Annotated in this window: 13 protein-coding genes; 8 read left to right on the top strand and 5 right to left on the bottom strand. The window is 41.6% G+C overall.

Features of this window, described 5'->3' with window-relative positions:
* Positions 1 to 194 precede the first annotated feature (194 nt).
* Both R8P61_04370 and R8P61_04365 read left to right on the top strand, forming a co-directional pair.
* Positions 195 to 1034 (top strand): DUF2911 domain-containing protein, encoded by an 840-nt coding sequence (locus tag R8P61_04370; GenBank protein ID MDW3646278.1) that lies wholly within the window; start codon positions 195 to 197, stop codon positions 1032 to 1034.
* 73 nt (positions 1035 to 1107) lie between these two features.
* Complete coding sequence (locus R8P61_04365; GenBank protein MDW3646277.1) at positions 1108 to 1485, top strand: hypothetical protein; 378 nt, start codon at positions 1108 to 1110, stop codon at positions 1483 to 1485.
* Here R8P61_04365 and R8P61_04360 read toward each other — a convergent pair.
* From R8P61_04360 to R8P61_04340, 5 genes are all read right to left on the bottom strand, one after another.
* Positions 1482 to 2483, bottom strand: a complete 1002-nt coding sequence (locus tag R8P61_04360) for a hypothetical protein (protein ID MDW3646276.1) — start codon at positions 2481 to 2483, stop codon at positions 1482 to 1484. The two genes, R8P61_04365 and R8P61_04360, sit on opposite strands and share 4 nt — an antisense overlap.
* 99 nt (positions 2484 to 2582) lie before the next feature.
* A complete protein-coding gene (locus tag R8P61_04355; protein MDW3646275.1) occupies positions 2583 to 2939 on the bottom strand; it encodes a hypothetical protein in 357 nt (118 codons plus the stop codon).
* 4 nt (positions 2940 to 2943) lie between these two features.
* Positions 2944 to 3453 carry a DoxX family protein gene (locus tag R8P61_04350; GenBank protein ID MDW3646274.1) on the bottom strand — a complete coding sequence of 170 codons (510 nt, stop codon included), beginning with the start codon at positions 3451 to 3453 and terminating at the stop codon, positions 2944 to 2946.
* 23 nt (positions 3454 to 3476) lie between these two features.
* Positions 3477 to 4367 (bottom strand): DUF2807 domain-containing protein, encoded by an 891-nt coding sequence (locus R8P61_04345; protein MDW3646273.1) that lies wholly within the window; start codon positions 4365 to 4367, stop codon positions 3477 to 3479.
* Between the two features lie 191 nt (positions 4368 to 4558).
* Complete coding sequence (locus R8P61_04340; protein ID MDW3646272.1) at positions 4559 to 4795, bottom strand: CDGSH iron-sulfur domain-containing protein; 237 nt, start codon at positions 4793 to 4795, stop codon at positions 4559 to 4561.
* An 87-nt stretch (positions 4796 to 4882) separates the two neighbouring features.
* Here R8P61_04340 and dapF point away from each other — a divergent pair, with 87 nt between their 5' ends.
* From dapF to R8P61_04310, 6 genes are all read left to right on the top strand, one after another.
* Positions 4883 to 5671 carry a diaminopimelate epimerase gene (dapF, locus tag R8P61_04335; GenBank protein MDW3646271.1) on the top strand — a complete coding sequence of 263 codons (789 nt, stop codon included), beginning with the start codon at positions 4883 to 4885 and terminating at the stop codon, positions 5669 to 5671.
* Between the two features lie 86 nt (positions 5672 to 5757).
* Positions 5758 to 6516: a LytTR family DNA-binding domain-containing protein gene (locus tag R8P61_04330; protein ID MDW3646270.1), complete on the top strand. Its 759-nt coding sequence runs from the start codon at positions 5758 to 5760 to the stop codon at positions 6514 to 6516.
* A 72-nt stretch (positions 6517 to 6588) separates the two neighbouring features.
* The gene (locus R8P61_04325) at positions 6589 to 7413 is read left to right on the top strand and encodes a LytTR family DNA-binding domain-containing protein (protein ID MDW3646269.1); all 825 of its coding nucleotides are present in this window, start codon (positions 6589 to 6591) and stop codon (positions 7411 to 7413) included.
* 150 nt (positions 7414 to 7563) lie between these two features.
* A complete protein-coding gene (locus R8P61_04320; GenBank protein MDW3646268.1) occupies positions 7564 to 8382 on the top strand; it encodes a hypothetical protein in 819 nt (272 codons plus the stop codon).
* 19 nt (positions 8383 to 8401) lie between these two features.
* Positions 8402 to 9391, top strand: coding sequence for a S41 family peptidase (locus R8P61_04315; protein ID MDW3646267.1), 990 nt, complete (start codon positions 8402 to 8404; stop codon positions 9389 to 9391).
* 148 nt (positions 9392 to 9539) lie between these two features.
* The gene (locus R8P61_04310) at positions 9540 to 11576 is read left to right on the top strand and encodes a S9 family peptidase (GenBank protein ID MDW3646266.1); all 2037 of its coding nucleotides are present in this window, start codon (positions 9540 to 9542) and stop codon (positions 11574 to 11576) included.
* Positions 11577 to 11641: the final 65 nt, after the last annotated feature.

Raw genomic sequence — 11641 nt, 5'->3', positions numbered from 1 at the left:
GATATTTCTCCCTAATTATCAGGGAGTTAAAAAAATCAATAGATAGGTGAGAGACAGATAATTATCTGTCTCTTTTTTTATGCCAACCCATAAAAATGTTCTGCATATACAGAAATTGTCATTTGTTGAATTCTTCACGATTTTCTATGTTCGCACATCATTTAACAGTGATTACCAAAAAAACAATGAAACTAATGAAATCTCTATCCCTCTCAATCCTGATGGTTTTGGCTTTTGGCCTCACTAGCCTTCAGGCTCAGATCAATACCCCCGCTCCCAGTCCTTATTCAAAAATCGAACAGGCTGTAGGTTTGGGAACTGTAACTGTAGAATACTTCCGTCCCAGCATGAAAGGACGTGATATCTACGGCGGACTTGTACCTTTTGACAAAATCTGGCGTACTGGTGCTAACTCTGGAACTCAGGTAAGCTTTTCTGAAAATGTAACTGTTGGTGGTAAAGAAGTACCTGCGGGAACTTATACCCTTTACACAAAGCCTGGCAAGTCAAGCTGGACAGTTATGATCTACAAGGATACTAAATTGGGCGGTGCTGTAGGACGCTACAATGAAGCTGACGAATTGACTCGCTTCATGGTTGAACCTGTAACTATGCCTTTCAAAGTTGAAACTTTGACCATTATGTTTGGCGATCTAACTGACGACCAAGCAAATATGAGCTTGATTTGGGAAGATCAAATGATCAGCATGCCTATCAAAGCAGAAGTTGAGTCGAAAGTATTGGCTAGTATCGATCGTGTGATGGCCGGACCTTCTGGAAATGATTATTATGCAGCAGCTGTATATTATTACAATGCTGACAAAGACATGGACAAAGCCCTTACCTGGATCAACAAAGCTCTCGAAGGGGGTGACAGATTCTGGATTGTTACCTGGAAAGCTCGTATCCTCGGAAAAATGGGTAAAAAAGAAGATGCAATCGCTACTTCTAAAAAAGCTATGAAACTAGCTGAAGAAGCAAACAATGGCGATTACGTAAAAATCAACAAAGACCTTATTGCTGGTTGGCAGTAAGCGATTTTGATAAAATTAAAAGCTGTCAGGTTTTTGACACCTGGCAGCTTTTCTTTTTTTGTATATTTAGGGTATGAAACTGAAAGGATTCATATGTATGCTTTTTCTGGGAGCTTTTGCTTCCCTCTCTGCGCAGGATCTTCGCCTGGAAAGCTATCTGGAAGAAGACTTTTCCAAATTGACAGAAGCCCTGGATATCCAGAAAGACAAGTATCAAGATATCCTTTATGAGAAAAGGCCTAAGAAAAACGTCATTGGGGTTAGTTCTGCCTTCATTCCTGAGTTTGCCCGAAAGAACCCTACCGGATATACCTACCTCTGCCGTCTTGAACTCCAAATAGAAAAAGACCTGCCTCTGGGCCTCTGGTTAGACATTGGAGATAACAGCACCTATGGCAATCCCTCTAATGCCAATGCTAATGTTCGCTTTCGCTTTAAGTTGAGGAATTAGTTTCTTTCCAACCACTTCATCGCATCCTTCATTGCCTGATCTATTCTGGGAATAGCATCTGTAAATTCCCCTTTCTCAAAAATCAGTTCAAAAAATTGATGATCATAATTGGGGTAGGTCTTATAAAAAAGATTTTGCTTTCCCCGCCTGATAAATTCTAATTTGATATAATCGGCACTCAATACAGAATATTTATCCTTGCTTCCATTGGCAAAATAGATGGGAATATCAAGATCCCCCATTACAGTTAAGGGATCTCTCGCGGTAAAAGATGCCCAGCGTTTATAGCTATGGCCCCACCATTTTTTATCTGTCGATTGGGGTTCTGCATAAATCTTTTCCGCAACCTGAAATAGCGAATCGACTTGCCGTTGAGCTTCTTCTTCTGAAATCTTCCCACTAAAGGCTTGCATCCGCGCAGAAATCATTGGATCAAAAAACTGATTGAGCCCATTTCCCCCAAACAATACCAAATGACTTACTGCAGGATTTTTTTCTGCTAAAAAGGGTCCGACCTGTGCCCCTTCAGAAAATCCTACCACCACTACCCTTTTGGGATCAATGCGCTCCTCCTCAATTAGTTTTCGCAAAATCACATCTGCCGAATTCACCCGCCATTCAAGGGATAAGGTTTTAGTATAAATGATCGGTTTTACTTTGGGCTCATTTTTTATTCGCTTTCCCATAAAAGCTACGCCCGGCTTACTTATCAGCAAAATTCGATAATTTTTGCTCAAACTTTGGTAGTCAAAAGCTATTGAAGAAGAAAGCCCTCGCTCAGTCTCCATGAATAATGGGTCGGGACCCGATCCATCGAGGTAAATGAGCAAAGGCTTGGGCTTAAGCGACTTATCAGAACTCAAATAGTAGTTCAATTCACCTAATTCTTCATGTAAAATCTTATGGACATCCCAACCCAACTCTTGGGGACTAAGACTTTGAGCGATTGAGAAAACAAGGGAAAAATTGAGGGAAAGAAAGAGAATAGTTCTAGGCATAGATTACAATTATTAATGGTTTTCAATTGTAAGCAGGTGCCCTGATGAATTCCTCATCGATAGGTGCTCAAAGATACACTTTCCCACAAAAGATGAAAATCAGGGTTGGTCGAATGCCGCTTGCAACTTAAGGCTTGTTTTTCCCTCAAAATTCAGCACCCGATTGTCTTGTCCCGGTAGTTCAAACTCACTTCCATTAAGTACAAATTTGTACTGAAAAGAATCATACGGTATGTCCATGATGAAGTTCCCGGTATAAATGCCATCTCCATCCGGATCAGTTAATGGCAAATCTGTATTCCAACTCAAAGGAGGGTATTCTCCGCGGATACCTACAGCTTGAATATCCCCTAGCTTTCTCATATCTAATTCTACTTCGATTTTATGCTCGATAGTAGGCTGAACGCAGGCAAAGCATAAGAGAAAAAGCCCGCAGTAAATATGGATCGTTTTCATAGGTTTAGGAAGGGTCTTTTTGTGAAATGAGTTTGATATAGTAATTGTCCAGTCCGAAACGACCCGAACCGAGGATAAGGCTGTACATGCCGACCCAAAGAAAACCAGCTGCAGGTAACATGCCCCACATGCCCTGCCCCATCTTCTGCATAAAGATGGCCGTCAGCATTGTACAAATGATCAGAAAAGCTGCAATACGGGTTTTGAAACCCAGAGCGAGGAAGATGCCCCCTACCGCCTCACTAAAGGCTCCCATCCAGGCAAAGAAGACAGGAAAGAGGGAGAAAATGCCTCCATATTCAGCTACATCCTGGGGAAACCAGTAAGCAACTTCAAAAAGGCCCAGATTTTTATGTACTGGAGACCAGGGCATCCCAAATTTATCGGCTCCAAAACTACTAGCCAGAAGAAATCCGCAGATAAAACGAGGGAGGGCGAGAAAAAGATCAGCTATCCAGCTTGCCTGTAATACAGGTTGGCTGATGAATCGGGATATTTTCAAAATATTGTCCATGAGTTCTGATTCTGGAAGTTCCCTTATTCAAACATTTTTACCATCTGACCTTCATCATCCGCCTTAATCTCGACCAGGAGTTTTTTCAGGCCCATTTTATTTACCTGATATACCCTGCTACCCACACTCCAATCCTTATCCCTCATCTGGCCAGGATTCATAGGGAAACCATAACTAAAAGAGCTTCCATCAGGTTTGGGGCCTTTTACATAGCACTGTATTCTTTTTAAAGAATTATTCTTGATGGCAAATTTGATAAAGCGAGCATCAGGATTACGGACTTTGCCACTATGGCCTCTTTCTTTGGAAGATCGAAGCTCAGCATCTTTATAAGTATCAAGCTTCGCCAGGGGTTCTTTCTCATAAAACACTTTTGCAGATTTATGGGTCTTGCCTCTTACTTTCTCCGGAGATGCGAGATAAACCCTTGTTTCTCCCCAAAGATTAAACTTCACTTCTTTCACATCCAGTTGGCGAGCGTCTATGCTTCCTAGCTCTCCATTGGCATTCAGCAATGGGGTTTGGCCGGAAAGCTGGATGTTGCCGTTGAGAGCCATAGCAGAAAATTCTTCCCTTTGGATTTGCTTAACCTCAATATCAGTTGCTGCATTTACTTGAATGAAGCGAAGATTGGGAGCATTCAGTTTGATAGCTAAAATCTGCTCTTTACGTATATTCCCCCGAGCAGAAAGTATCAATCGATTGTTTCTTATATGGACTTCGATTTGCTCCTGCATAGGCTGGCTAGCTTCAATCCTTAGAAGCTCTTTCCCTGAGCACTCAATTTCAATAGGCGCATCCAGGTGAACCTCAACTTCTTCAATTCCGATGAGTTCAAATTCAGCAGTTGTAAAACTTTGGCCGAAAAAAAGATGGGGGATAAAAAGGAGGATAAATAAACTAAACTGTCTCATTGTATATGAATTTGATGATTGAATGATGAGCTCAAATTCAGGAGAAACAGCTTCAGGATCGCCTCAAAGATGATTGAGACGTCTCAAATCGTTTTTTGATACTTCTAATTTGGACAAAAAAATGACGGCCTGTTTTCAGGAATAAGTCCACAGGCCGTCTTATAAATAGATGTTGATTCTTGGGGAGAATCTTAAAGCGCTTTATGTGATCCATCACAGAAAGCTCCATTTGCACTATTTTTACATCCACAGAAATAGACTTTTTTTGCTTCTGCTATTTCCGTTTTGATTGGCGTAAACTCCGTACCTTTGTGCGAGCCATCGCAAAAGGGTTGTTTGGAACTTTGACCGCAAGAACACCAGTAATAGGTACCGGCTTCACAATCTACTGCGAAAGGAGCTTTTTGAGGAATTTTTGGTTCTGCCATGATGAGTTATATTTTTTTGTTTAAATCAGAAACGCTATAAATATAATTGCAGCACCAAAATAATGTTTAAACATTGATCAATTTAGAATGAATCTAAGATTCTGGAAATATCAGGGCACAGGAAATGATTTTGTCATGATCGACAATCGAGGTCAAAAGCTCGAAGATCAACTAAGCAATAAGCAAGTAGCCTTCCTTTGTGATCGTCGCATGGGTATAGGAGCGGATGGATTAATTTTGTTGAGTGATTCACAGGAAAATGATTTCAAGATGATCTATTATAATGCTGATGGAGGAGAAAGTACTATGTGTGGAAATGGTGGAAGATGCCTGGTAGCTTTTGCTCATTTTAGAGGAATCGTGAAAGAAACTTACGAATTTGAAGCTATAGATGGTTTGCATCATGCCAGTCTGAAAGAAGGAATCGTTGACCTAGAAATGATTGCCCCTCACTCCTACCGAAAACTCAATGGCAAGAGTAGCTGGATCAATACCGGTTCGCCCCATTATGTAGGCTTTGAAGAAAATTCCCTTTCGGAGCTGGATGTCTATGCTCAGGGGAAAGCCATCAGATATGATGAGGCCTATGTTGAAGGAGGTGGTACCAATGTAAACTTCGTCAATGTACTCGAACCTGGCCGACTACGAGTCCGTACCTATGAGCGTGGGGTGGAAGATGAAACTTTGAGCTGCGGAACAGGAGTTACTGCCTGTGCATATATCTATAAATTGGAACAGGCACCTGATTTGCAGAAGATCGATATACAAACTGAGGGGGGAAATTTATCCGTTAGGATACTAGAAAAAGATGGGCAGGAAAAAGTGATTCTTTCCGGACCGGCCACTTTTGTTTTTGAGGGGGAAGTATATATATAGGAAGTGTTTTAGTTCTGCAGTTTTGTAGTTATCCATGTACAACTCCAAAATTTTAACACTACAACACAACAACACATTTACTCAATATGCCAAAAGTCCTCATTATAGAAGACGAACCATTAGCAGCAAAAAGATTGACTCGCCTGTTAGGGCAGCTTGATAATAGTATAGAAATTCTGGACGTACTGGATTCTGTAAAAGCTTCAGTAGAATGGCTATCTAAACAGGAAGCAGAGCTTATTTTTCTCGATATCCATCTGGCCGATGGCAATAGCTTTTCCATTTTTGATGAGGTCCAACCGAAAAGCCCCATCATCTTTTGCACAGCTTATGATCAGTATGCTTTGCAGGCATTTCGACTAAATAGCATCCATTATTTACTCAAGCCTATAGAAAAAGAAGAACTTGAGCATGCCTTAAAAAAGTTTAAAGAGCAGCAATCGAAAGCTGCCCCTATTGATCTGGCGGCTCTTACCCAGGCCTTTCAGCAAAAACAGGAACCAGAATTTCAAAAACGCTTCCTGGTCAGTAGCGGGGATAAAATTAAATCCGTACCGGTTGAGGAGGTTTCATATTTCTTTGGGCAGCAAAAATATGCTTTCCTCATCACCGAAGATAAGCGTCGACATATCATTGACACTACCCTGGGCAAACTCGAGAATGTAGTAGATCCCAAACAGTTTTTCCGCATCAATCGCCAATACCTCATCAAATACGATGCGATAAAGGCCATGTACGCACATTCTAAAAGTCGGATCAAAGTTGAATTGGATCCTCCGGGCGATATCGAAGCCATCGTAAGTATGGAAAAAACCCGCCTGTTTAAGGAATGGTTAAATCGCTAGCAGGAAGTTCTGTCTATTTGCAAAGCCGCAAATTTCTCCTGATTTTACCTTTTTAATCTCGTTGAGCAGAACTTGAATTCACTTATCAACATCCCTTTTCCCAGGCCCCATTTGAGGACCTATCTATTGATTTCTCTTTCAATAGCACTCAGCGTCTTTTTCATCCTTTTTGTCTTTCAACCCTTTGGTACGAGTAGCTTTACTCACCCCAATAAGAACCTCATCCTCAGTGGCTATCCCATCGTGATTTTCCTGAGTCTCGGAGCTTATTATTTCCTGAGTCTTCGATTTTTTAATAAACGGAGGCTTGCAAACTGGACGATTCTAAAAGAGGTGCTGGATATTTTCATTGCTATTCTCTTCTCCTTATTGGCCTGTTATTTCTACGCATCCTGGGTCTTTTCCTGGCCAATTTCTTTTCTAAGTATGGGGGGATTTTTATCCCGGGCAGCTAGTGTGGCGCTGCTCCCGGTTTTGATTTACCTGGTATTTCTCTACTTCAACTGGAAGGATAGCTACAGATCCATTTTGGAGAAAACAAGCCCACAGAAAAATCAAAGCAGGCAGATCCTGTTGACAGGGGAAAATAAGGATGATAGAGTTGAAACGGACCTTCAAGATATCCTCTACCTCCAGGCGCATGACAATTATGTGATGCTCTATTTGAAGCATGAGGATAAAGTGCAGCGTCATATTCTCCGAAGCACCCTCAAAGATCTCCAACAACAATTAGGCAATGATGCTTTTCCCAAAGTACACCGTTCCTATGTAGTCAACCGTTCAAAAATTGAAGAGATCAAGGGTAATAAAAGTAAAGCAAAGCTCAAAATCTCGGGTATTGACAAGCCGATACCCCTGAGCAGAAGTTTTTACGACAGTATCAAAAAATCCGCATAGTCGCCTGATATACAGTACTATAGGGGCAACATGCAAGCATTTAGGGGGCAATGGATATTTGTCATTCACCCCAAAAGCCTTCCCCTAACCACTCCTTTCGGTTTCGCATCATAATTCCTTGCAGTTTTGATCCAATCAATCGCAGGAATTATGAAAATCTTCACAACAATCATTTGCATAATAAGCCTCAGTTTTTGTACTCAGGAGCTGAGTGCACAAGATGCTGCCAATTTCAAACAAGAGGAAATTGGCCTTCACCTTAACTGGCGCATTACACAGTTTAAAGATACCCGCCTATCAGCCAGGAAATTTCAGGCAGGTACCTGGAGTTTCGGTACCATCTATAGAAAAGAAACTGATAAGAAAAGGGAAGCCCTCATTTTCACCTACTCCAGTGCAGTAACTGAAGACCCTAAAGGACTCTTGAGAATAAAACTCATCAGTCCTCAGGTTCAGTACAGCCACCAAAGAAAAGTAGGCAATCTATGGGTAGGAGGATTTATCGATTCTTACTCCTTGTTAAAATTTCCTCAGGCAGCTGCCGGAATTTTCAACAACAATCCCATCAGCTATACCATAAGCAAGAGCATAGGCCCCATGATCAGCTCAGAATTTGTACTCAATGAGACGGATGACAATAAATTATACACCATTCCAAGTCTCCAAATGGGTTTACTCAATTATGTCATTCGCCCGGCCTATGGACATCCCTATCCGGATGAATACCTCACAGAAGAGCATTTCAGTCCCACACGAAGAGGAATGGCTGGCCCTTTACTCAAAAGTGGCAAACTAAAATTACCCCATAAATACCAGATGATTCGATTCTCTTTAGGCCTTTTCTACCAAATCCAAAGCCGATATAAAATAGGCCTGAACTACGAATTCTATTTCCAAAGGGATGAAGGTATACATAGTTCTCATACCATGAATCATGACCTCGGCCTTTCAGCCACCTATCTCTACTAATCAACAAAACTCAATAACAATGAAATATTTCAATATCCTCCTCCTATCTCTCTTTCTCTTAAATGCTTGCAGCCCCCAAATAGAAGTTTCTATGCGAGGAGAGGAAGTCTATAAGGAATTCTGGACCTATGTAGATGAGCACTATATGTACTTCGAGGAAAAAGGAGTCGATTGGGAGGAGGTAAAATCCAGATACCTGGCTGATCCTGACAAACTATCTACAGAGCAAGGCCTATTCGATGCCATGGAAGCTTCTCTACTCGAATTGAAAGACACCCACAATCGACTGGTCTCTGATTTTGATACCGCAGACATCTACAAATTCTGGGAGGATTATGAGGTTCACTTCTCTATCAAAGTAGTAAATGACAATTACATGGGAGGCAATCTCGAGACCTATGATGCCCTTTACCATGAAATCGTAGACAATATAGGCTACATCTATATCCGGCAAATGCGTCATAACAATGCGCTTCAAAAAACCATCCGCAAGATGCATGAAGAGGGTGTCGAAGGATTGATCATAGACATCAGACACAATGGCGGAGGAGATAGCAATGGTATCCCTGATCTGTTAGGGGATTTTGTTACGGAAAGAACCTACCTGGGAAGCTATCAGGAGAAAAGTGGGCCGGGCCATCAGAACAAAACCGATCCCATTCCGGTTTATGCCCATCCTTCGGCAGATTTCCATTTCGACAAACCTACTGTTCTTATGATCAACAGGAAATCTTATAGTGCAAGTTCCTATATGGCAGCTATGTTTAAAGGCATAGACAATGTCCAGCTCCTGGGGCAAGTTACCGGAGGGGGCGGAGGAGGAAATTACGGCCATCAACTCTCCAATTCCTGGCTATTGGCAGTTTCCGTGAGTGATTTTCTGGATAAAGCAGGGAATTCTATTGAGGTAGGGGTTGAAGCCGACATTCAGATTGAAAATAGTCAGGCAGATATTGAGGCAGGTAGAGATATCATGTTGGAAAGAGCGATTGCGATCCTAAAAAAATAGAAGATTGACCTAAGTAAAGTAGAAAGGATGATTCATAAGAGAATTGTCCTTTCTCTATTTTAAAGAATAATTTCGGCTGTTTTCTCTGACTTCTCCCCCTTCTTTCCTAGCTTCACAATTCAAGGAAATCAAATCGCGAAACGAACATATGCAGCCACCCAAAGCAAAGAAAATTTCTCATACACATAGCATCCATGGTCATGATAGAATTGACAATTATTATTGGATGAGAGATCGGGAAAATCCCGACTTACTGGCTCATTTGGAAGCCGAAAATACCTTTAAAGAAAAAGCGCTTGAAGATCAGGACGCATTGAAGGAAGAGATTTTTGAAGAAATAAAAGCCCGCTTCAAGCCTGACGATCAATCCGCACCTTATTTGTTAAAAGGCTTTTACTATTACCATCGATTTGAAAAAGGCAAAGAATATCCTTTCTTCTGTAGAAGAAGAGGGAGCATGGAATCTGAGGAAGAGATCCTTTTGAATGTCAATGAATTGGCAGAAGGGGAATCCTATTGCCAGATTGGGGGAATGGCGCTGAGCAAAGATCACAATCTTTTGGCTTATGGAATTGACACACAAGGAAGGCGCATATATAAAATCCGCATCCTCAATCTTGAGACTCGGGAGTATTTCGAAGATGAGATAGAAGGGACAACCGGCAATATGGTTTGGGCCGATGATAATGAGTATTTGTTTTATAGCTTACAGGACAAAGAAACCCTGCGTTCTGATCGCATTTTTCGTCATAAACTCCATACAGATCCAGCAGAAGATGCACTGATCTATGAAGAAAAAGACGACACCTTCAATTGCTATATCAGCAAAAGTAAGTCAAAGAAATTTCTTCAAATTAGCTCAAACAGCACCCTTGTAACTGAAACACACATCCTGGAGTCCAAAGATCCTTTAGGCGAATTTCGCTGTTTTCATCCGAGAGAAGCCAAACACGAATACAGCATTGATCATGTTGATGATACTTTTTATATCCTTAGCAATGATCAGGCAGAGAATTTTCGCTTGTTGACTTGCAAAGAAGATCAGTTGGGGAAAGAGAATTGGGTGGAATTGATTCCGCACCGAAGCGATGTTTTGCTGGAGGATATTGAGGTATTTAATGAATATCTAGTCCTGGAAGAAAGGAAGGGGGGACTTACCCAAATCAGAGTTATGCCAGCTCATGAGGAAGAAAAAGCCTATTACCTTGAATTCAATGACCCCACTTATACTTCCTATCTGGGTTTCAATCCGGAAGCAAACTCCCAGACACTGAGATACGGCTATCAATCCATGACGACTCCAGCTTCTGTCTATGAAATGGATATGGACAGCAAAGCGCAAAAACTTATAAAGCAAACTCCTGTACTGGGCGATTTTTCTTCTGATCAATATGCTTCAGAAAGGCTCTTTGCTACTGCCTCTGATGGTACGCAGGTTCCCATTTCTCTGGTATACAAAAGGGAATTCGGCAAAAACGAAAGGCCTCTATTGTTGTATGCTTATGGTTCTTATGGCTACAGCATGGACCCAAGTTTTAGTCTGGCTCGACTAAGTTTGCTCAATCGGGGATTTGTCTTTGCTATAGCCCATATACGAGGCGGATCAGAAATGGGAAGGTACTGGTATGATACGGGTAAAATGCTCAAGAAGAAAAATACCTTTACAGACTTTATCGCTTGTGGGGATCATTTGGTGAAAGAAGGATATACGACAAAAGAAAAGCTATTTGCTTCTGGAGGTAGTGCGGGAGGTCTTTTGATGGGAGCTATCCTCAATATGCGTCCGGAACTCTTCAAAGGCGTCATTGCCAATGTACCTTTCGTAGATGTAGTTACCACTATGCTCGATCCGGATATACCGCTTACCACAGGCGAGTACGACGAATGGGGCAATCCCAATGAGAAAGAGTATTACGACTATATCCTTTCCTATTCTCCCTATGATAATGTAGAAGCCAAAGCATATCCCCATATTTTGGTCATCAGTGGTCTTCATGATTCGCAGGTTCAGTATTGGGAGCCCACCAAATGGGTCGCTAAGCTACGAGAATACAAAACCGATACTAATCTATTGCTGCTCCACACCAATATGGAAGCGGGCCACAGTGGGGCTTCAGGGCGATTTGAGCCCTATCGGGAAGTAGCCATGGAATATGTGTTTCTATTAAAAGTTTTGTTGATTTAGGGAAGCACTCATACGCTCATATATTCTCGTGTTCTTGTTACAATTTCCAGAACACCAGAATCCGT

Source organism: Bacteroidia bacterium (assembly GCA_033391075.1).
GTDB lineage: Bacteria > Bacteroidota > Bacteroidia > J057 > J057 > JAWPMV01.
This window is presented reverse-complemented; position numbering and strand designations above follow the sequence as displayed.

Coding starts and splice junctions, on each gene's coding strand:
- R8P61_04370 (MDW3646278.1), top strand. CDS start 195: ATGAAATCTCTATCCCTCTCAATCCTGATGGTTTTGGCTTTTGGCCTC.
- R8P61_04365 (MDW3646277.1), top strand. CDS start 1,108: ATGAAACTGAAAGGATTCATATGTATGCTTTTTCTGGGAGCTTTTGCT.
- R8P61_04360 (MDW3646276.1), bottom strand. CDS start 2,483: ATGCCTAGAACTATTCTCTTTCTTTCCCTCAATTTTTCCCTTGTTTTC.
- R8P61_04355 (MDW3646275.1), bottom strand. CDS start 2,939: ATGAAAACGATCCATATTTACTGCGGGCTTTTTCTCTTATGCTTTGCC.
- R8P61_04350 (MDW3646274.1), bottom strand. CDS start 3,453: ATGGACAATATTTTGAAAATATCCCGATTCATCAGCCAACCTGTATTA.
- R8P61_04345 (MDW3646273.1), bottom strand. CDS start 4,367: ATGAGACAGTTTAGTTTATTTATCCTCCTTTTTATCCCCCATCTTTTT.
- R8P61_04340 (MDW3646272.1), bottom strand. CDS start 4,795: ATGGCAGAACCAAAAATTCCTCAAAAAGCTCCTTTCGCAGTAGATTGT.
- dapF (MDW3646271.1), top strand. CDS start 4,883: ATGAATCTAAGATTCTGGAAATATCAGGGCACAGGAAATGATTTTGTC.
- R8P61_04330 (MDW3646270.1), top strand. CDS start 5,758: ATGCCAAAAGTCCTCATTATAGAAGACGAACCATTAGCAGCAAAAAGA.
- R8P61_04320 (MDW3646268.1), top strand. CDS start 7,564: ATGAAAATCTTCACAACAATCATTTGCATAATAAGCCTCAGTTTTTGT.
- R8P61_04315 (MDW3646267.1), top strand. CDS start 8,402: ATGAAATATTTCAATATCCTCCTCCTATCTCTCTTTCTCTTAAATGCT.
- R8P61_04310 (MDW3646266.1), top strand. CDS start 9,540: ATGCAGCCACCCAAAGCAAAGAAAATTTCTCATACACATAGCATCCAT.